This is a genomic window from Maribacter luteocoastalis (assembly GCF_048890225.1).
Taxonomy (GTDB): domain Bacteria; phylum Bacteroidota; class Bacteroidia; order Flavobacteriales; family Flavobacteriaceae; genus Maribacter; species Maribacter luteocoastalis.
The window spans coordinates 245,047-265,762 of the sequence record NZ_JBMFZG010000001.1 but is presented as its reverse complement, the minus strand read 5'-3'; the positions used below and the strand labels follow the sequence as shown (position 1 = coordinate 265,762).

Here is a 20,716-nt window from a genome sequence, read left to right as displayed (position 1 = left end):
TATCCATTAAACCCTTTAAGATTTTTTTAGTCTAAGCTTAATTAAAACAAATAATAACCATTAAATAGTAATCAAATGAAAATGACCACTGGATTGTACATGAGAATAATTCACCGTTACTTAGGCTTTTTCTTAGCAGGTATTATGGCCATATACGCCATTAGCGGAATCATCATGATTTTTAGAAATACCGATTTCTTAAAAAAAGAAGTTATCGTAGAAAGGCAACTGGAACCTAATTTGAGTGGTGATCAGTTGGGGCCTCAATTAAGAATGCGGGTAAATGTTGATAAGACAGAAGGGGATGTTATCTATTTTGGACAAAGTACTTATAATACCAAAACAGGGCTGGCTATTGTGCAGAAGAAAGAACTGCCGGTTGTTTTACAGAAAATGGAACATTTGCATAAGGCCACGACCGATAGTCCTATTTATTGGTTGAACATTTTCTTTGGAATTTCGTTATTGTTCTTTGTGGTTTCTGCTTTTTGGATGTTTTTGCCTAAGACCTCTGTTTTTAAGAAGGGTATTTACTTTTCATTGGCTGGTATTGTATTGACCATTATTATTTTGTTCATTTAAAATAGTAGAAAGCAAAAACGGAATTTATATAAAGTAAAAAAGCCAAGACATTTGTCTTGGCTTTTTTACTTTATATTTAAGGTTGGAGATCAATCTAGTATCACATGATGCCCAAATAAACCTAGGAAATCATATGTTTATTACTTTGAATATTGAAGAGTTCCAATCTTTATTTCTAACTTTAAAACGAGTAGATTTAGATTCATAACTTTACCAACTCTTTCAGAATTGTTTTAATGGATTCTCCAGAATATATTGTCCGAATCATTTGCTTATAACTGATCATAAATCGCTTATTCTCAATGAGGTTTCCAAAAATTTCAGGTTGTTTAAGGAATGCTGACCATTTCTTTTCTGTTTTTTTTGCCACTTCATGAAGTTTGTCTCTCTGTTCATCTATTATTTCAATAGTTTGCCCTAGTTCATTGGTTTCTTTGTCCGAGTAATAACACCACGCTGCTAAAATAAAGGTGGCATATTGGATACTTCCACCTTGATCAAGGTTTTCTTTTAACGTTGGAATCAAAAATTTCGGCAATTTTGCAGCGCTTTCAGAGCATATCCTAGAAACACTATCCTTGATATTAGGATTGGAGAATCTTTCTTCAAGGCTTTCTTTATAGGCGTCTAAATCTATACCTTCTAACCTGTCCAATATAGGTGTAACTTCCTTATCCATATATTTCCTCATAAGGCAAGATAAATCGTTATCGGCCATACAGGCATGTATGGTTTGATATCCGAGAATGGCTCCTGTGATACCCAGTACGGAATGCCCGGCATTTAGTAGCCTAATCTTCATTTTTTCATAGGGTGTTACATCGTGTACAAACTGAACACCTACTTTTTCCAGGGGAGGTCTGCCATTGCAAAAATTATCCTCTACCACCCATTGAATAAATGGTTCGCAGACTACAGGCCAACCATCATTTAATAGGTGCTTAGTTTTAAGATTTTCTATTATCTCTGGTGTTGTAATGGGGGTAATTCTATCTACCATTGAATTAGGAAATGTTACTTTATCCTCTATCCAATCGGCTAACTCAGCATCCAACTTTTGGGCAAATGCCAAAACCATTTTCTTTGCCACATCACCATTATGTTGGATATTGTCACAGGACAATATGGTGAAGGGCAAAATGGCATTGTCTTTTCTTTTCCTTAAAGCTGCAATCAAAAAGCCATACACTGTTCTAGGATTGTCAGGGTTGGCCAAATCGTATTGAATATCAGGATTTTCAAAATTAAATTCCCCAGTATTCATATTAAAGTTATAGCCCCCTTCCGTAATGGTGAGGGAAACAATCTTAATATCTGCATGGGCCATTTTATCGATGACCAAGTTGGGGCTGTTAACCGCCAATATAAATTCTTGAAGGGAACCTATAACTTCTACTTTTTCTGAATTATCTGGATTTTGTGTTACTAGGGTATATAGCCCTTGTTGAGCTTTTAGTACTTCAGCTATTTTTCTATCAGCCTCTCTTAACCCCACTCCACAGATTCCCCAATCTAGCCCTTCGTTTTTTTCCATTAACTGGTGTAGGTAATAGGCTTCGTGTGAGCGATGAAATCCACCAACACCAATATGGACTATTCCTATGTTTATTTTCGCTTTATCATAGGAGGGGGTAGCTATACCGTTACTTAATGTTTCAAGGTTTGTTAGATTCAATAGCATATCAATATTTATGAGATAGAATTTATAGATTTCGCTCTGTGCATGGCCCAATAGGCGGTCACAAAGTAAATGACCGTACAGATAAAACCATAAAAATAAAAGGTCTCCCGATTGGCAACATAGTCGCTTTCATCTGCACTTCCAAACAAGACCATTCCTGCCAATAGTAGTGTAATTCCTAAAGCAATTACTGCCATGGCTTTTAGTATTTTTGAAAATATGGTGTGGTCTTCGGATACTTGAGGTTCATCTTTTCCTTGTTTTTCATGGTAATCTAGAACTAATTTATTGAACTCTTCTTCTTTGGCTTCTTCATCTGGATAGGATTTTTTTGCTCCATACTTTCCTGCCAAAAGGGTATAAACAATGATGGTAAAAAACCATGTAGGGATAAATAAATAGTAAAATGACATCACATCCAGATAATTAAGCCCAAAACCAAATACCAAACCTAATCCCCAAGAAGCAATGGCCGGACTACTGTGGGTGTAATCCTGAAATTTGGACCAATATCTTGTATAACCAATCCTAGGGAAAATTTGATGTTCTGCAAAGACGATAGCGCCTACAGGCACAACCAACAATCCCGCATAGGTCAATAAGGGTAGAATTTGGGAAAAGACAAATGGGAAGCACGCTATAACTACCATTGCCAGGCCCACCAAAAAGGTAGTGCGCTTTCTTGAAAAACTGGAAAATATTGCTTGCGCTGCCAAGCCGGCTCTATAGAGATTCGTTATGGCGGTAGTCCATCCAGCAACAATAACTATTACAAAACCCGACCAACCCAAAGCATAATAGGCAACATCTCCTGGGTCAAGTTCCACAATCGTTTTTCCTAGAATTACGGCAGCTCCGGCTCCCATAATTCCCGCAGCTATCCAAGCGATATAGTGCCCAAAAAGCATTCCAGTACTGGTCGCTAGACCATAGATTTTCTTTTTGGCGAATCTTATTAGGGCCATATCTATTAATCCAAAATGGGTAATGGTATTTGCTGCCCATCCGAAACCTATTACTTCTACTAAGCCGATACCGGGTTTTCCTTCACTATTGACACCGGTCCAAATGGATTGATTTCCTATACTAATAAAGTCCGACCAATTCTCAGGTACGGTTTTGCCAATAACAGATAAGGTCAAAGCAGGGAGAAGGACCAAAGCACCACTGGTAAACATAACAAAGAGCCAAGGGGCACATATACCAGAAAATTCTGTGACAGCATTAAAACCATACATGGCGACCAAAACCGCCACAAGGCCAACTATGACGACAATGAGAACGAACCAAACATTAGTTGGGTACCAATCTAATTGTGCCGGAATATTGAAAGCAAATCGTACCGCAGTAGCCGAAACGGTTATCATTGCACCAGAGATGACGGTGAAAATAAGAACGTTTGCCCAATCGTATAAGTAGGACATTTTTTTTCCCGCAATCTTTTTAAGGTAGGTATAAAGACTAAGACGTGTTTCAACAGCAATTGGTGAGGTAATCAGTGTCCAACTAAGGACTGCCAAAATATTTCCTATGAGCAATCCAATGATAATATCCATTGTTTTGGCTCCCAATGCAACAAAGGTGGCGCCAATAACAAATTCTGTTGCCGCAACATGTTCTGCCGCATATAGCCCAGCAAAGTGGGTCCAGTGATGGAGTTTGTGATTTGGAACTGGTAACTGTTCCTCCTGCATTTTCTCCAAAGTTGAAAAGTTGGTTGTTTCTTTCATTTGGTATGGATTTTAGGTCAATTAATTAGTTTCATTTTATGGGGTGGATGTGATGTACTAGTATTTCTAATCTCCCCTTTGATAAATTTCATGATATTGGTTTTAGTATGGTTTTGAATTCTTCCAATAAGATAGGTCACCATTTTTTTGCTAATCTTGGCAAGTGGTTGCTCATAATATAAAATTGGAAATGGAAAAATGGAAAAATAAGGAGCATAATCAAATGTTACCAGATCCAAATCATCAGGAACTTTTTTGTGGTGTTTCAGTAAATATTTTACTGTATTCATAGCCAAGAAATCCGTGGCGCAGACCAATGCTTTCACGGGGTCTGAACCATTGAGTATGTGGTCCAATGCAGATTCAAATTCTTCATAGCTGGATTCCGCGTTAAACGCAATTATTTTCGGAGGTTCTTTTAATGGAAACGCTTTACATGCGTCCAAAAAACCTTCTTTCCGCATAGCAAAATGGTGCATTGGGGATTTAATGGTTAGCAAAGCTATGTTGTCATTTCCTTTTTTCAAGGTATGTGAAGTCAAGGCCATCATGCCAAAATGATTGTCCGTAGTTACATAGTTAAAAGAGCTTTCAGGAAAATAACGGTCGGTGAGGACATAGGGAATATCCCCATTATGAACTTGTTCAATTAATTTTTTGGAACCATCAAGGGGTAGAATAACAAGCCCATCTACTTTTCTTTCTATAAAGGAATTTAGAAGGAATTCCTGTTTTTCAGTTCTTTCATCGGAACTTCCGATTAATAATAAATAGCCATGATTGGCCAATTCATGTTCTATGTTCTTGGCAAGATGTATAAAAGAAGGATGCGTAAGGTCGGGTATAATTAAACCAATAGTTTTGGTTTTTTGGGACTTCAATCCTTTGGCAAAAAAGTCAGGGGTATAGTTTAATTTTTTAGCAATTGACTTGACTTTTTGGGCAGTTTGGGCATTGATGCGATTGGTATGACGGTCATTTAAAATGTAGGAAACCAAGGCAGTTGAAACACCTGCCTCGTTTGCAATATCCCTTAGGTTTGTTTTCTTGACCTTTTTCATGAAAGTTCACTAAAATAGGTTATTTAAACGTTTAAACAAAAAAATGTTTTTTAAGCTTATCCATCTTAAATTATGTTTTGGGTTTTGTGGGATTGGCATCTGTTAGAAATGAGTGGTTGTAGTTGGAATTTGGGTAATTTGATTGTGCGCCCATCCAAAATTTGACACAAAAAAACCCCTAAAACATTAATGTTATAGGGGTTGTTTGTACTCGAGATGGGACTTGAACCCATACGGACTAATGTCCATTGGATTTTAAGTCCAACGTGTCTACCAATTCCACCACTCGAGCTTAAATACCTATCGACAGGTATCTTAATAAAAAAACGCTGTAGCCAGCGTCTTTTTTGGAGCGAAAAACGGGATTCGAACCCGCGACCTCCACCTTGGCAAGGTGGCGCTCTACCAACTGAGCTATTTTCGCAAGTTAAAAGAACGTGCATCTCCTTACAGATGCGGATGCAAATTTAATATAATTCTATAAAATGCAAAGCAATTTTTTAATTAAAAACCAATTCTGTTGGTAAGGGCTTGAAGTCTAGATACATTTAAGAAGTTGCCTTGTTCTTTTTTGAGAGCATTCGCTTAATTTCATTCAATTTCATCAGCGCTTCTACGGGTGTCAAGGTGTTAATGTCCAAATGAATGATTTCTTCTTTTATTTGTTCCAACAAAGGGTCATCTAGGTTAAAAAAGCTTAATTGCATCTCATCTTGCGCAGATTGCAACTTATCTGTAAGTTCTTCACTGGAATGTGATTTTTCTAACTTCTTTAATATTTTGTTTGCCTTGTGAATGACTTGTTGCGGCATACCGGCCATTTTTGCAACATGTATCCCAAAACTATGTTCGCTGCCACCAGGTGTTAGTTTACGAAGAAATAGGACATTGTCCTTGAGCTCCTTTACAGAGACATTATAATTTCTTATTCTATCAAAGGTATTGGCCATTTCATTTAGCTCATGGTAATGGGTAGCAAATAGGGTCTTTGCCCTTGCAGGATGCTCATGAAGATATTCAGAAATAGACCAGGCTATGGAAATACCATCATAGGTGCTTGTGCCCCGTCCTATTTCATCTAACAAGACCAAGCTACGTTCGCTAAGGTTATTTAAGATAGAGGCTGTCTCGTTCATTTCTACCATAAATGTAGATTCTCCCATAGAGATATTGTCACTGGCCCCAACCCGGGTAAAAATCTTGTCTACAAATCCCAATCTAGCAGCCTCTGCGGGAACAAAACATCCCATTTGGGCAAGCAGCACTATTAAGGCAGTTTGCCTAAGTATGGCCGATTTTCCACTCATATTTGGCCCTGTAATCATTATGATTTGTTGTTCCTCTCGGTTTAAAAGAACATTATTGGCAATATAGGCTTCGCCTAAAGGCAATTGTTTTTCAATTACTGGATGCCTTCCGTTTTTAATATCAATATCCGTAGAATCGTTGATTATTGGTTCTACATAATTATTTTCTTTTGCTAGTTGGGCAAACCCACATAGACAGTCTAGTTGGGAAATTTGTTGGGCGTTGTTTTGAACGGGATTGATATATTCCTGCATCCAAACTACCAATTGTGAGAAAATCTGTTGTTCTAGGCTTTGTATCCGTTCTTCTGCACCTAAAATTTTGGCCTCGTATTCCTTAAGTTCTTCAGTTATGTATCGTTCTGCGTTTACCAAGGTTTGTTTGCGTGTCCACTCTTCTGGTACTTTGTCCTTATGTGTATTTCTAACTTCTATATAATAGCCAAAAACATTATTCGATGCTATTTTTAATGAGGTTATACCAGTTTGCTCTGTTTCTCTTTTAAGCATCTTATCAAGATAGTCCTTACCTGAGAAAGCAAGATTTCTTAATTCATCCAATTCAGGAGAATAGCCATCGGCAATAGTTTTGCCCTTAAGCATATTTACAGGAGCCTCCTCGTTAAGCATTTCCTTTACCCTATTTCTCAGCATTTCACAAGTGTGCAATTGGTCTGCAATAAATTGTAATGCCTCACTTTTACTTTGGGATGTGAGTTGTTTTATGGGGACAATGGCCTCTAGGGAGTTTTTAAGCTGAACAACTTCTTTAGGATTTATCTTGCCTGTGGCAACTTTGGAAATCAAACGTTCCAAGTCGCCCATCTGCTTTATGGATTGCTGTAGCTTGTGTAAATTGTTTTCTTCATTTACCAAATGGGAAACAACTTGGTGTCGCCTCTTTATTTTATCAATATTTTTAAGCGGAAGTGCCAACCATCTTTTTAGCATTCTGCCACCCATAGGCGAAATGGTCTTGTCTATAATATCTAAAAGCGTCACCGCATTTTGATGTGGTGAATGGTAAAGCTCCAGGTTTCGAATGGTAAAGCGGTCCATCCAAATATATTCTTCTTCTGCAATACGTTTTAAGGTACTGATATGTTGTAGTTGTCGATGCTGTGTTTCAGATAAATAATGCAGCACCACTCCAGATGCTATAATGCCATGGTTGAGATGGTCAACACCAAAGCCTTTTAATGTCTTTGTTTTAAAGTGATTGTTAAGTGTATCCAAGGCATAATCTTCCTGAAACACCCAGTCTTCCATAAAAAAAGCATGAAACTGGTTGCCAAAAAGTTCGGTAAATTCCTTTTTATGCGTTTTGGGTACCAAAACCTCATTTGGGGAAAAGTTTTGGAGCAGCTTATCTATTTGTTCCTCTGTTCCTTCTGAGGTTAAAAATTCCCCAGTTGAGATATCAACAAAGGAAATTCCCAGTAATTTTCTTCCAAAGTGAATGGCACATAAAAAATTATTGCTTTTGGCATTTAGAATATCATCGTTCATGGCAACCCCAGGGGTAACCAATTCTGTAACACCACGCTTAACAATAGTCTTGGTCATTTTAGGGTCTTCCAACTGGTCACATATGGCAACACGTTGGCCGGCTTTAACCAATTTTGGTAAATAGGTATTGAGGGAGTGATGTGGAAATCCTGCCAGTTCTGTGCGGTCCCCACCATTGTTGCGATGTGTAAGGATGATACCCAAAATTTTAGAGGCCTTTACGGCATCTTCACCAAAGGTTTCGTAAAAATCACCAACTCGAAAAAGCAATAGCGCATCAGGATATTTGGTCTTGATGGTATTGTACTGTTTCATTAAAGGGGTAACCTTTTTTGTTTTTGCTTTCTCCGCCACGTGCTTTTCTACCTATTTTTGTTCCTTCACAACGAATATATGGCATTACATATGCTATTTGAATTTTTGTTGATATTTAAGGTTGATAGTTGAAAAGTATTAGAATGAGAAAGCTAAAGAACGAAGAATTGGACCGGTTAGATGTAGCTGGGTTCAAAGATGCACAGAAAACCCCGGTGAGCATCATATTGGATAATATTAGAAGTTTGAACAATATCGGTTCTGTTTTCAGGTCTGCCGATGCCTTTCTTATCGAAAAAATTTATCTCTGTGGTATAACGGCAACACCACCCCATAAGGATATAAATAAAACGGCCTTGGGAGCTACAGATAGTGTTGCATGGGAATATGTTCCCGATACCTTGGATTTGGTAAAAAATCTAAAATCTAAAGGAATAATAACAGTGGCCATTGAACAAGCTGAAGGTGCCGTTATGCTAAATGATTTTATGCCCTCTAAAGAGGAATCTTATGCGTTAATATTTGGCAATGAAGTAAAAGGCGTGCAGCAAGATGTAGTAGGTATTTGTGATATGGTATTGGAAATACCGCAGTTTGGCACCAAGCATTCCTTGAATATTTCTGTTAGTGCAGGTATAGTTATTTGGGACTTTTGGTCTAAACTAATGCAATAAAAAAGCCTAGTTTTCACTAGGCTTTCGATATAGTTTGAGTTAGTTAGTTTCTCCTTAGAGGGGCACAATAACGTAATTTCAATTGTTATGTGCAAGAAAATTGCCAAAATTATGTTAATCGTGATGTGTTAAAGTAAAATCTTGTATGTTTTCTAAAATAAGTTCATAGTCTTCTTTTTTTGATATGAAATCCAATTCTGAAACATCTATAATAAGTTGGTTTTGTTGGGGGTACGATTTTAAAAAATCTAAATAACCCCTATTGATCTGTTCAAGGTATTTCGCATCTATTTGCTGTTCATATTCCCTGCCTCTTTTTTTTATTTGATCCAATAAACGTTCGGTAGTTTGGTGTAAATAAACGTAGATTTTAGGTTTTTTGATTTCCCTATACATGAAATTAAAAATCTTACGGTAAAGCTCAAATTCGTCTTTTTGCAAAGTAACCTTAGCAAATATCAGTGATTTAAAGATGTCATAATCACTGATCATAAAACTCTTGAACAAATCAAATTGATTTGTATCATCCATGAATTGTTGATACCTATCTGCCAAAAAAGACATTTCTAATGGAAATGCGTATCGGGATTGGTCTTTATAAAAATTAGGCAGAAAGGGATTGTCTGCAAATCTCTCTAGGATAAGTTTCGCATTAAAGTCTTCAGAAATTTTGGTAGCTAAACTAGTTTTTCCCGCCCCTATATTCCCTTCAATGGCAATGAATTGAAGGTTCGTGAAAAAGTCGTACCTACTAGGGAAAAGACCATTGTTTGTTTTGGTCAATTTGCTATTATCCCTACATTGCTGTAAAAGGTTACGCGTATCCTTATTTAGAATGGGATGATAAAATTGAGGGGCAATATCTGCTAAAGGCCGTAAAACAAATTTACGTTCTTCTAAACGTGGGTGTGGTACAGTAAGCGTTTCGGTATCGATGATTTCATGATCATAATAAATTATATCCAGATCTATTAACCGGCTTTCATATCCACTATCTAATTTTCTTTTCCTACCGATTCTTTTCTCAATGTCCATTAGTTTTTCCAAAACCGTTTGTGGGGCATATTCGGTTTCTAATTTTAAACAGGCATTGAGGAAATCTTCAGATTCAAAACCCCATGATGGCGCACTGTAAATAGGGGATAGGCTACTTATTTTTCCTATATGCTCCGCAATAAGAAAAATGGCCTTTTGGAGGTTTTTTCTTTTATTTCCTAAGTTGCTGCCTATTGAAAGGTATACTGTTTTTGTTGTAGTCATATAATAACGGCAAAATAACTAAAACAAATTCACTTTGGTTATCTTTGAAACGTTATAAAAATTGCAAATACATGAACTTTTTCAGAAATCTAATAGCCGCTATTCTAGGCTGTTTGGTAGCTTTTGGTATCCTATTTATAATGTTTTTTATACTAGTAGCTTTACTTGGGAGTGATGAGGATAAAGTGGTTATTGAAGATAATTCAATTTTGGAGCTACAGTTACAACGTCCTTTGGCAGATTACACAGGGAGTAGCGAGGTAAATCCGTTTTCTGGTATTTTTGAGGAACCACAGGGCTTGGATGAGATTCTACATGCCATAACTATTGCTAAGGATGACAGTCGTATTAAGGGGATAAGTATAAATAATAACTTTATTATTGCCGGTCTTGCCCAGACACAGACGATTCGTAGGGTGTTAATCGATTTTAAGGCATCTGGGAAGTTTATCTATACCTATGGCGATTTTTATAACCAAAAAGATTATTATTTGGCAAGTGTGGCCGATTCTATTTTTCTAAATCCGGTAGGTGTGCTCGATTTTAAAGGACTTTCCTCAGAAGTACTATATTTTAAGGATTTTCAGGAAAAAACAGGGGTTAAGATGGAGGTTATTCGTCATGGGAAATACAAAAGCGCGGTAGAGCCATTTTTGGATAATGAAATGAGTGAGGCCAATAGAACCCAACTTAAAGAACTGATACAATCTTTATGGAATTCTATGGTAGCCGATATTGCCGATGGCAGAGGGATTTCAGAAACCGATTTGAATGTGATTGCCGATACCTTGGGTGGTAGGTCTCCAATATATGCCTTAAAAAGTGGTTTAATAGATGAGGTTATTTATTATGATCAGTATGAGGGTAAATTGGCCAATGCACTTAATTTAAATGCGTCTGAAATAATTAATTATGTGAACTTGGATGAGTACGTTAAATACGCTAATAAAAAGGTCTTGAGATCTGGTAGTGATAAAATTGCCGTAATCTTTGCACAAGGGGAGATTTTTTATGGAGAAGGCGGTCCGGATATCATTGGACAAGGCATTATTAATGAGGCCCTAATTAAAGCTAGGGAAGATGATAAGGTTAAAGCGATTGTGTTGCGTGTAAATTCTCCTGGCGGAAGCGCCTTGACTTCTGATATTATTTGGCGTGAAGTAGAATTGGCCAAAGCGGTTAAACCGGTTGTGGTATCTATGGGCAACATAGCTGCATCAGGTGGTTACTATATTGCTGCCGGCGCAGATAAGATATTTGCAGAACCAACGACCATTACAGGTTCAATAGGTGTTTTTGGGACCATTCCTAATATTAATAAATTGGCAGCGGATATCGGTATAAATGCCGAGCAGGTGGGTACAAATAAGAATTCAATTGATTATTCCTTATTTGAACCTATGACCGATGCCTTTAGAAATCAAGTTCAGGAAGGGATAGAGGATACGTACAATACTTTCTTGGAAAGAGTGGCTGCAGGAAGGAAAATATCAATGGAACAGGTAGATGAAATGGCCCAGGGTAGGGTGTGGAGTGGGGTACAGGCAAGAGAAATAGGTCTTGTAGACGAATTGGGAACTTTGGAAGATGCTATTTCCGAAGCTGCAAATATGGCCAAATTAGAGGACTATGGTATTAGGAAGTATCCAAAATATAAATCTAGTTTCGAACAATTTATAGAAGATATAAGTGGTGCAAGCGCCAAGGCGAAGGAAAAAATATTACGGGAGGAAATTGGGGATGAAGTATATGGGATTTTAAAGGAAGTGAAATCGTTTACAGAACAAAAGGGGGTACAGGCCAGAATGCCCTTTACGTTGAACATTAAGTAATGCAACAGAAAGATAAGCTTGTGGCACGTAGGATATATTTGTATCTAGGCGCATTGTTCATTACTTCATTAGTAGTTTCTAATCTAATTTTTCAAAAATTTTTCTATTGGTATCCATTTGGTGACGCCACTATTTTTGGAGCTCCGTTGTTTGAGGTGTCCGTTGGTATTTTGCCGTATCCAATCACCTTTTTGATAACAGATTTAATTTCTGAAATTTTTGGAAAGAAGAAAGCGAACCAAATTGTGGTCGCTGGTATTTTTGCGTCCTTTTTTTCATTGACAATTGTATATACGGCAAACACTGTGCCTGCTACAAATTGGTCTCCTGTAAATGATGAACTGTTTACTTCTGTTTTTGGGAATACCATAATTGCAGTCTTTGCATCAATGATGGCTTATCTTTTGGCACAGTTTGTAGATATCCAGATCTATCATTTTTGGAAAAATATGACCAAGGGTAAATATCTTTGGCTTAGAAATAATTTCTCAACGTTTTCTTCCCAATTTATAGACACCTTAACTGTTGTTACTTTATTGTGTTCTTTTGGGCAGATACCATGGGACAGGTTTACCGGTTTGGTTATTAGTGGATTCATTTTTAAGATTATTATAGCATTTTTAGACACCCCTTTTCTTTATTTGTTCGTATATATCCTTAGGAAGCGTTTTAATCTTGCCATCGGACAAGAAATTGACCAAGACGCATAATATAATTTTCAAATTTTAGTTGTTAAGGAAAATCGAACGGTTGTATGAAAAAAAAGTTGTTAAGGATAGTCAGTGTAGTCATTTTGTTAATTGTTGCGGTATTGGTTGCAATACCCTTTTTTTTGGAAGCAAAAATTGGAGATATCATTAAGAACAATGTAAACAACAATGTCAATGCTACGTTAGATTTTTCTAATGCCGATTTAAGTCTATTTAGTAGTTTTCCAAATGCCAGTGTACGTTTTGATGAGGTACGCTTGGTGAATAAAATTCCTTTCGAGGGGGATACGTTATTTGAGGCCAAGGAGGTCTCATTATCTATGGGGATTATGCAATTGTTTAAGCGGACAAATGAACCAATTGCTATAAAGACCTTAAAATTAGAAAATGCCCTTTTGCATATTAAGGTAGATAAGGAAGAAAATGCAAATTATGATATTGCAATCGAATCCGCTGAAACTACGCAAGAAGAACTAAATACAGCCGATGGATTTACATTTAACCTAGAGTCCTATGAAATAATCAATTCCAAAATTTTATATGATGATTTTGCTACTGGGATTCATTTGGAGGTAGATGAAATGAACCATAAGGGTACTGGAGATTTATCATTGGAGCAATCAGAGTTGGATACCCATACAGATGCTTTAGTGACTTTTGAAATGGATAGCACAAATTATCTGAATAAAAATAAGGTAAAGTTAGATGCCCTTATTGGAATCAATTTAAATGACAACAAATATGCATTTCTAAAGAATGAAGCCTTACTAAATCAGTTACCCTTGGTTTTTGATGGTTTTGTGAAAATAAATGAGGAGAGTCAAGAAGTAGATATTAGTTTTAAAACACCATCTTCTGATTTTAAAAATTTCTTGGCCGTAATTCCAGAAACCTATTCCAAGAATAGTACTAATGTACACACCACTGGCGATTTTGTTGTTGCAGGCAGGTTTAATGGTATTGTAGACGATTTACATATCCCTAAATTCGATATTAAAATCAATTCCGATAATGCATCCTTTAAATATCCAGATTTACCAAAATCCGTTCGTAATATTTTTATAGATGTTTTGATAAAAAATGAAACAGGAATAACGGAGGATACTTATGTGAATATAAATAAAGCTTCCTTTATGATTGACGAGGATAAATTTAATCTTACCTCAACTATATCTGAATTAATGGGCAATACCAAGGTAAAGGCCTATATTATTGGAAAGATGAACTTTGCAAATCTAGAGAAGGCGTATCCCGTACCTTCAGGACTTAGTTTAAAAGGATTGTTAGATGTAGATATCGCTACCGCATTTGATATGGCTACGATAGAAAGAAAACAATACGAGAATACACAAACAGAAGGTGAAATGGGATTGTCTGGATTTGAATATAATTCTCCGGAAATACCCAACCCTGTGTTGATTGAGTCTACAGCGTTAACTTTTAACCCCAAAACCGTCATCTTAAAGGAATTGATTGGAAGCACTGGTAAAACAGATTTTAACGTATCTGGGACTATTCATAATTTTTTGGGCTATCTGTTCAATGATGAAAAGGTAGAAGGGAATTTTAACCTTGATTCAAATACATTTGCCTTGAATGATTTTATGGTAGAGAATGTAACTGACGATTCTGGGGGAGGAAATTTATCTAATGGTCAATCGACTGATAAAATAAAAATCCCCTCTTTTCTTGATGCTAGCTTTAATGCATCGGCAAATACCGTATTATACGATAATATTGCCTTAAGAAATGTACAGGGCAATTTAAAGATAAAGGATGAAAAAGCCATTTTAAGCGATATGACCTCAAATCTATTTGATGGTAAAGTTTCTTTTAGTGGGGAGGTGTCTACAAAAAGCGATACACCTACTTTTGCCATGAAATTGGGAATGGACCAATTACATATAGGGGAAACTTTTGAAGCTTTGGAATTGTTCAAGGTGTTAGCGCCAATAGCACAAGTGTTAAAAGGTAACTTTAGTTCTGATATTTCTTTATCAGGCAATCTAACAGACGATTTTACCCCAGACTTACTTTCGTTAACCGGTGATATACTTGCCAATGTGCTGACTAGGGAGATAAGTGCAGAAAAAGCACCAATACTTTCTTCGTTGGACAGTAAGTTGGACTTCATTGATTTGGAAAAATTAAATCTAAAGGAACTCAAAACAAAGCTATCATTTAAAGAAGGGCTAGTATCGGTAAAACCATTTACAATCAATTATAATGATATCGCTATCAATGTTGATGGAAGCCACACGTTCGATAAAAAAATGGACTATAGGGCAACCTTAAGGGTTCCTGCAAAATATTTAGGTAAGGATATAAATGCACTAATCTCCAGAATTGATGATAGATCATTGGATAGCCTTACTATTCCCGTAACAGCCAACATTGGCGGCTTATATAACAGTCCAGAAGTTACTACCGATCTTACTTCTGGCATAAAAAATTTAACTAGTCAATTAATAGAAATAGAAAAGCAAAAACTAGTAAATAAAGGTAAGGATAAAGCTAAAGATTTAATTGGTGATATACTTTCTAAGAATGGCACCGAAAAAGATACTACCGAAAGTAGTAATGACTTAAAAAATGAGGCTAAAGAGGTACTTGGTAATATACTGGGCGGAAATAAAAAAACCGATACGGTTACTACAAACAAGGATACTTTGGCTACAAAAAAAGAAGGTGACGCAGTTAAAGAAACCGCAAAGGACATCCTTGGTGGTCTTTTTGGTAGAAAGAAGAAAGAAGAGGCGAAGAAAGATTCTGTTAACTAACTGTCAAACCAACGTAATAGCCTTCGCTTCCCCTAATATTAAACACTGTATTGTCATCAAAAATGAGATACTGACCTTTAATGCCTTTTAATAACCCAGTGTAAATAGGAGTTTTGTCCAGATTTAGGCTTTTTACTTTTTCTGGATATTTGAGAACTGGGAATTCTAAATTTGTTTCAATATTGTTTTCAATATAGTATTCCTTTGCCTCAGAAGGTATGTAAACCTTTAAACGGTTACGCCATTCTATAAGATTAAGGTCCTTCACATCATTGGTGAGCATTTTTCGCCAATTTGTTTTGTCGGCAACATGCTCCTTTAGGGCAATTTCAGTTATTCCTGCAAGATAACGGTTAGGAACCTCAACTATTTCAATGGCTTCATGTGCTCCCTGGTCTATCCAGCGTGTTGGTACTTGGGATTTACGGGTTACGCCTACTTTAACATTGCTTGAATTTGCGAGATAAACAATGTGTGGTTGTAGTTGTATTTTTTTTTCATATGCCAAATCACGATCTTCTTGGTCTAAATGTGCGGTACTTAATTCTGGTCTCATTATCCAATCACCAGCCGAAGGGATATCAAAAAAACAGGACTTACAAAACCCTTGTCTGAAAATAGGACGATCATTACCACAATTTAAGCATTGATGCTTAATAAGCTCTATTTTCAAATCTTTGTTTAGAACTTGATTTACATTTAAAAAATCGGTTTCAAAAATGAGGTAATACTGAATTGGGGTTCCAATTTCTGTCTGCATTTTTTTTAATACACCTTCATATTGCATGTCTTTACCTTATTAGAAGTTCTATTTGAAAATGATTGGGATATAGTCTATTTTTAGCCATACAAAGATACCTAAAAATGTCAATTCCGCTGTTTAACTCAATTGCTTCTTGGTTGCTCAAAAAGCGCTATCACCAAATAGAACTTTTTTTAAAGTACCCGGAGGAAGTACAGGAAGAGGTGCTTTTACAATTGGTAGAAATTGCTGAGGATACTGAAATTGGTCGTACGTATGATTTTGAGTCCATTAACAATTACAACGCTTTTAAGGAGCGCGTACCCATAGTGTCCTATGAGGACATTGAGCCTATTATAGAAAGGACAAGAAGGGGAGAGCAGAATTTATTCTGGCCAACATCTGTTAAGTTATTCGCAAAAAGTAGTGGTACCACCAATGCAAAAAGTAAATTTATTCCGGTTAGTGCTGAGGCGCTGGAAGATTGTCATTATAAGTCTGGAAAAGACCTTTTGTGTTTGTATTTAAACAACAATGAAAATTCACAATTATTTACCGGTAAAAGCCTTCGCTTAGGGGGTAGTAAGGAAATTTACGAGGACAATGGCTCTTATTTTGGAGACCTTTCCGCTATATTGATAGATAATATGCCATTGTGGGCAGAGTTCAGTAGCACACCTAGTAACAAGGTGTCGTTAATGAGCGAATGGGAGAGTAAATTAAAGGCAATTATTTATGAAAGCGTTCAAGAAAATGTTACCAGCTTGGCTGGGGTACCTTCTTGGATGTTGGTTTTGTTAAACAATGTACTTAAGGAAACGGGTAAGGAGCATTTATTTCAAGTTTGGGAGAATTTGGAGGTTTATTTCCATGGTGGGGTAAGTTTTAGTCCATACATGGAGCAGTATAAAGCCCTTTTGCCAAGAAAGGATTTTAGGTATTACGAAATATATAATGCTTCTGAAGGGTTCTTTGCCATTCAAGATCGCAATAATTCAAATGATTTATTGCTTATGTTAGATTATGGGATTTTCTATGAGTTTATTCCAATGGATGTCTATGGCACCCAAGAACAAGAAGCTATTGCTTTATGGGATGTTGAGGTTGGTAAGAATTACGCTATTATCATCACTACAAATTCAGGACTATGGCGTTATAAGATTGGAGATACCGTTAGATTTACATCTATACGTCCTTATCGCATTCGTGTTACCGGCCGTACCAAACATCATATCAATGTCTTTGGTGAGGAGCTGATTATTGAGAACGCTGAGGAGGCCTTAAAAACAGTTTGTGTAAAAGCTGGTGCCGAGATAAAGGATTATACCGCTGGACCTATTTTTATGAAAGGGAATGAAAAAGGTGCACATGAATGGATAATAGAATTTAGAAAACCACCTAAAGACTTGGCTTATTTTACTGAGTTCTTGGATAATGCCCTTAAATCCCTAAATTCTGATTATGAAGCCAAACGTTATAATAATACTACCTTGAAAATGCCCATAGTACACGTGGCTAGGGAAAACTTATTCTATGACTGGTTAAAGAATAATGATAAGCTAGGAGGTCAGCACAAGATTCCGAGACTTTCCAATAAGCGGGATTATATAGAGGAATTACTTATAATGAACGCTAACTATTAAAATTTATGGCTAATTTCAATTGAATGATTTCATTGGAAAAAATAAGCTAGTACCAAAGGATGCTTCATAACCTATTAAAGTACCTGTTCAATAAAATTCATTTCGATAATTACCAGAGAATTTTTCCTTTAACAGAATAATTAAGCAGTTCATCCGTTATATATTTCCGTTCAGATTCTATATCGATAAATTCCTACAAATGAACCATTAAATACGGATATTTATTTATAAAGAAAGAATTTAGTCAAAAATAGGCCCCCAAACAAACATTTATAAACTACAATTATGGCTGAAAGATTAGTTATTGTCTCCGATATGTGGGGATCTAAGAGAGGACTCTGGATTACATCTTATTTAGGGTATTTGCAACAGTATTTTGATATTACTTATTATGATAGTCAACAACTTGCAAATTTGGATTTGACGGTAAATTCAGAGGAAAATGTTCATAATGCTTTTGTGGATGGGGGTATAAATACTGCTGTCGCCCATTTATTGAACAAAGAAAAAACCCCGGCATATTATTTAGCTTTTAGTACAGGAGGTACCATTGTATGGAATGCAGCAAAAAAGGGTTTACCGGTAAAATCGTTTTATGGGATTTCCGCTACCAGGATTAGATTGGACAATGATAAGCCAGATGTGCCTTTTAATTTGTTATATGGTGAAAATGATCATCAAAGGCCAAGTGATATTTGGACAAACAAACTAAGTATAAATCCAGAGGTAGTATCTGATTTTGGGCATACACTATACACTGATGAGAAAATAATACGTAAAGTGTGCTTTGATTTACTTCAGCAGGTTACTCAATTGCCACCATTAGAAAAAAAGGCTGTATCTTAAGATACAGCCTTTAATTTTTTAACCGTTTCATAAGAAAGTTTTTGCTCTGCGTAAGGTTTGGAAACCTTAAATTCCTTCTCCTCACTACTAGGTAACTCAAACATGGCATCTGTAAAAATCGCTTCACAAAGTGATCGTAAGCCTCTAGCGCCTAATTTGTATTCAATAGCTTTGGAAACAATATAGTCTAATGCTTGTTCTGTTATAGTGAATGAGACATCATCCATGGCAAACAATTTCTCATATTGTTTTATTATGGCATTTTTTGGTTCTGTAAGTATGGCCCTTAAGGTCTTTTCGTCCAATGGGTTCATGTGTGTTAAAACCGGAAGCCTACCAATAATTTCAGGTATTAACCCAAATTCTTTAAGGTCTTTAGGGATAATATATTGTAAGATATTGGTTTCATCCAATTTCTCATCTGCTTTAGATGCGCTATAACCTACTGCTTGTAGATTTAAGCGTTTTGTAATTGCCCTCTCTATTCCATCAAAAGCTCCACCGGCAATGAACAGTATATTTTCTGTGTTTACCTCAATAAATTTTTGGTCAGGATGTTTTCTTCCTCCTTTTGGTGGTACGTTAACTACAGTGCCTTCCAATAATTTTAAAAGTCCTTGCTGTACTCCTTCCCCAGAAACATCCCTTGTGATTGATGGGTTGTCGCTTTTACGTGCAATTTTGTCTATCTCATCTATAAAGACAATACCTCTTTCTGCCTTTTCCAAATTATAATCTGCAGCCTGTAGCAATCTAGTCAAAATGCTTTCTACATCTTCACCTACATATCCAGCTTCAGTAAGTACAGTAGCGTCAACTATAGCTAAAGGTACATTTAGCATTTTTGCTATGGTTTTGGCCATTAGGGTTTTTCCGGTCCCTGTTTGGCCAACCATTATAATATTACTCTTTTGTATTTCGATATCATCTTCTTTTGAAGAGGGTTGTAACAATCTTTTATAATGATTGTAAACTGCAACGGACATTACTTTTTTTGTACGTTCTTGTCCAATGATAAAGGTGTCTAAAAACGATTTTATCTCAAGTGGTTTCTTAAGGACCAGTTCAGATGAAAGATCGTTTGTTTTGGTTTGTTTAGATTCTTCTGCAACAATACCATGTGCTTGCTCTATACACCTATCACATATGTGTGCATCTAGACCGGCAATCAGCAGATTAGTTTCCGGTTTTTTTCTTCCACAAAAAGAGCACTCTAAATTTTCTTTAGCCATAAACTATAAAATATCCAAAAGTATAACGTTTCTATATCACTTTTGGTTTAATCTATTAATAGAAACCTAAGGTATTGGTCGTAATTACTCTTTTTCCCTAACTAGAATCTCGTCAATCATGCCGTATTCTTTGGCCTCATTTGCTTTCATCCAATAGTCGCGGTCACTATCTTCATGGATTTTATCTAAGGTCTGACCAGAATGTTTGGCAATAATCTCATAAAGTTCCTCTTTTAGCTTTAGAATCTCGCGTGCAGTGATCTCTATATCACTTGCTTGTCCTTGTGCACCTCCCATTGGTTGGTGTATCATAACTCTTGAGTGGGTAAGTCCGCTACGTTTTCCTTTTTCACCGGCACAAAGTAATACCGCTCCCATAGAAGCTGCCATTCCTGTGCAGATTGTGGCTACATCTGGTTTTATGAACTGCATGGTGTCATAAATTCCCAAACCTGCATATACACTACCACCTGGTGAATTGATATAAATTTGAATATCCTTATTGGCATCTGCACTTTCTAAGAATAACAACTGTGCTTGTACAATATTGGCAACTTGGTCATTAATACCAGTACCTAAGAATATTATCCTATCCATCATTAATCTAGAAAAGACATCCATGGCAATGGCATTTAATTGTCTTTCCTCAATAATATTGGGCGTCATATTTACAGGGTACATACTGCTCATGATCTTATCATAATATGTACTGCTTATACCTTGGTGGTTTATGGCGTAATTCTTGAACTCTTTTCCGTAATCCATAAATTATTAAATCAATTTTAGTAGTAAAAAAAACGGTGCCGGAAATG

The 20,716-nt window shown here is 36.4% G+C and carries 15 protein-coding genes and 2 tRNA genes; 7 read left to right on the top strand and 10 right to left on the bottom strand.

The genetic code is table 11. The features are described from left to right. Positions 1–75 precede the first annotated feature (75 nt). Positions 76–582, top strand: coding sequence for a hypothetical protein (locus ACOCEA_RS01240; protein ID WP_420754372.1), 507 nt, complete (start codon positions 76–78; stop codon positions 580–582). Positions 583–784: 202 nt separating this feature from the next. Here the strand turns inward: ACOCEA_RS01240 and ACOCEA_RS01235 are convergent, their stop codons facing one another. From ACOCEA_RS01235 to mutS, 6 genes are all read right to left on the bottom strand, one after another. Next, positions 785–2,263, bottom strand: coding sequence for a mannitol dehydrogenase family protein (locus ACOCEA_RS01235; RefSeq protein ID WP_420754371.1), 1,479 nt, complete (start codon positions 2,261–2,263; stop codon positions 785–787). A gap of 8 nt (positions 2,264–2,271) precedes the next feature. Continuing rightward, positions 2,272–3,993: a purine-cytosine permease family protein gene (locus ACOCEA_RS01230; protein ID WP_420754370.1), complete on the bottom strand. Its 1,722-nt coding sequence runs from the start codon at positions 3,991–3,993 to the stop codon at positions 2,272–2,274. 17 nt (positions 3,994–4,010) lie between these two features. Beyond that, on the bottom strand, positions 4,011–5,054 hold the full coding sequence (locus ACOCEA_RS01225) for a LacI family DNA-binding transcriptional regulator (RefSeq protein WP_420754369.1): 1,044 nt from the start codon (positions 5,052–5,054) through the stop codon (positions 4,011–4,013). Between the two features lie 208 nt (positions 5,055–5,262). Next, positions 5,263–5,346 (bottom strand) — tRNA-Leu (locus tag ACOCEA_RS01220). Between the two features lie 56 nt (positions 5,347–5,402). After that, positions 5,403–5,478, bottom strand: a tRNA-Gly gene (locus tag ACOCEA_RS01215). Between the two features lie 124 nt (positions 5,479–5,602). After that, positions 5,603–8,185 (bottom strand): DNA mismatch repair protein MutS, encoded by a 2,583-nt coding sequence (gene mutS / locus ACOCEA_RS01210; protein WP_420754368.1) that lies wholly within the window; start codon positions 8,183–8,185, stop codon positions 5,603–5,605. A gap of 143 nt (positions 8,186–8,328) precedes the next feature. Between mutS and ACOCEA_RS01205 the strand changes: the two genes are divergently transcribed. Next, positions 8,329–8,859: an RNA methyltransferase gene (locus ACOCEA_RS01205; RefSeq protein WP_420754367.1), complete on the top strand. Its 531-nt coding sequence runs from the start codon at positions 8,329–8,331 to the stop codon at positions 8,857–8,859. A gap of 114 nt (positions 8,860–8,973) precedes the next feature. Here the strand turns inward: ACOCEA_RS01205 and folK are convergent, their stop codons facing one another. After that, entirely contained in the window at positions 8,974–10,119 is a 1,146-nt protein-coding gene (gene folK, locus ACOCEA_RS01200; RefSeq protein WP_420754366.1) for a 2-amino-4-hydroxy-6-hydroxymethyldihydropteridine diphosphokinase, read from the bottom strand. A gap of 71 nt (positions 10,120–10,190) precedes the next feature. On the opposite strand from folK, the gene sppA reads away from it, so the two are divergent. Genes sppA through ACOCEA_RS01185 form a run of 3 tightly spaced genes read left to right on the top strand, consistent with a single transcriptional unit; the run spans position 10,191 to position 15,441 of the window. Further along, the gene (gene sppA / locus ACOCEA_RS01195) at positions 10,191–11,951 is read left to right on the top strand and encodes a signal peptide peptidase SppA (protein WP_420754365.1); all 1,761 of its coding nucleotides are present in this window, start codon (positions 10,191–10,193) and stop codon (positions 11,949–11,951) included. Further along, positions 11,951–12,661, top strand: coding sequence for a queuosine precursor transporter (locus tag ACOCEA_RS01190; RefSeq protein ID WP_420754364.1), 711 nt, complete (start codon positions 11,951–11,953; stop codon positions 12,659–12,661). Before sppA ends, ACOCEA_RS01190 begins: the two co-directional genes overlap by 1 nt. 44 nt (positions 12,662–12,705) lie before the next feature. Then, on the top strand, positions 12,706–15,441 hold the full coding sequence (locus ACOCEA_RS01185; RefSeq protein WP_420754363.1) for an AsmA-like C-terminal region-containing protein: 2,736 nt from the start codon (positions 12,706–12,708) through the stop codon (positions 15,439–15,441). On the opposite strand, the gene ACOCEA_RS01180 is transcribed toward ACOCEA_RS01185, so the two are convergent. Next, complete coding sequence (locus ACOCEA_RS01180; protein WP_420754362.1) at positions 15,434–16,228, bottom strand: DUF2797 domain-containing protein; 795 nt, start codon at positions 16,226–16,228, stop codon at positions 15,434–15,436. The two genes, ACOCEA_RS01185 and ACOCEA_RS01180, sit on opposite strands and share 8 nt — an antisense overlap. Positions 16,229–16,305: 77 nt before the next feature. Here ACOCEA_RS01180 and ACOCEA_RS01175 point away from each other — a divergent pair, with 77 nt between their 5' ends. Next, complete coding sequence (locus tag ACOCEA_RS01175) at positions 16,306–17,826, top strand: GH3 auxin-responsive promoter family protein (RefSeq protein WP_420754361.1); 1,521 nt, start codon at positions 16,306–16,308, stop codon at positions 17,824–17,826. A 285-nt stretch (positions 17,827–18,111) separates the two neighbouring features. Further along, positions 18,112–18,672, top strand: a complete 561-nt coding sequence (locus ACOCEA_RS01170; RefSeq protein WP_420754360.1) for a hypothetical protein — start codon at positions 18,112–18,114, stop codon at positions 18,670–18,672. Here the strand turns inward: ACOCEA_RS01170 and clpX are convergent. Then, positions 18,669–19,904, bottom strand: coding sequence for an ATP-dependent Clp protease ATP-binding subunit ClpX (gene clpX / locus ACOCEA_RS01165; RefSeq protein ID WP_420754359.1), 1,236 nt, complete (start codon positions 19,902–19,904; stop codon positions 18,669–18,671). The two genes, ACOCEA_RS01170 and clpX, sit on opposite strands and share 4 nt — an antisense overlap. Before the next feature lie 84 nt (positions 19,905–19,988). Beyond that, positions 19,989–20,669: an ATP-dependent Clp endopeptidase proteolytic subunit ClpP gene (gene clpP, locus ACOCEA_RS01160; RefSeq protein ID WP_420754358.1), complete on the bottom strand. Its 681-nt coding sequence runs from the start codon at positions 20,667–20,669 to the stop codon at positions 19,989–19,991. Between the last annotated feature and the right edge of the window lie 47 nt (positions 20,670–20,716).

Excerpts from the sequence above, each read along its gene's own strand:
- ACOCEA_RS01240 (WP_420754372.1), top strand. The coding sequence starts at position 76 with ATGAAAATGACCACTGGATTGTACATGAGAATAATTCACCGTTACTTA.
- ACOCEA_RS01190 (WP_420754364.1), top strand. The coding sequence starts at position 11,951 with ATGCAACAGAAAGATAAGCTTGTGGCACGTAGGATATATTTGTATCTA.
- sppA (WP_420754365.1), top strand. The coding sequence starts at position 10,191 with ATGAACTTTTTCAGAAATCTAATAGCCGCTATTCTAGGCTGTTTGGTA.
- clpX (WP_420754359.1), bottom strand. The coding sequence starts at position 19,904 with ATGGCTAAAGAAAATTTAGAGTGCTCTTTTTGTGGAAGAAAAAAACCG.
- ACOCEA_RS01230 (WP_420754370.1), bottom strand. The coding sequence starts at position 3,993 with ATGAAAGAAACAACCAACTTTTCAACTTTGGAGAAAATGCAGGAGGAA.
- mutS (WP_420754368.1), bottom strand. The coding sequence starts at position 8,185 with ATGAAACAGTACAATACCATCAAGACCAAATATCCTGATGCGCTATTG.
- ACOCEA_RS01170 (WP_420754360.1), top strand. The coding sequence starts at position 18,112 with ATGGCTGAAAGATTAGTTATTGTCTCCGATATGTGGGGATCTAAGAGA.
- ACOCEA_RS01180 (WP_420754362.1), bottom strand. The coding sequence starts at position 16,228 with ATGCAATATGAAGGTGTATTAAAAAAAATGCAGACAGAAATTGGAACC.
- ACOCEA_RS01235 (WP_420754371.1), bottom strand. The coding sequence starts at position 2,263 with ATGCTATTGAATCTAACAAACCTTGAAACATTAAGTAACGGTATAGCT.
- ACOCEA_RS01205 (WP_420754367.1), top strand. The coding sequence starts at position 8,329 with ATGAGAAAGCTAAAGAACGAAGAATTGGACCGGTTAGATGTAGCTGGG.
- clpP (WP_420754358.1), bottom strand. The coding sequence starts at position 20,669 with ATGGATTACGGAAAAGAGTTCAAGAATTACGCCATAAACCACCAAGGT.
- ACOCEA_RS01225 (WP_420754369.1), bottom strand. The coding sequence starts at position 5,054 with ATGAAAAAGGTCAAGAAAACAAACCTAAGGGATATTGCAAACGAGGCA.
- ACOCEA_RS01185 (WP_420754363.1), top strand. The coding sequence starts at position 12,706 with ATGAAAAAAAAGTTGTTAAGGATAGTCAGTGTAGTCATTTTGTTAATT.
- ACOCEA_RS01175 (WP_420754361.1), top strand. The coding sequence starts at position 16,306 with ATGTCAATTCCGCTGTTTAACTCAATTGCTTCTTGGTTGCTCAAAAAG.
- folK (WP_420754366.1), bottom strand. The coding sequence starts at position 10,119 with ATGACTACAACAAAAACAGTATACCTTTCAATAGGCAGCAACTTAGGA.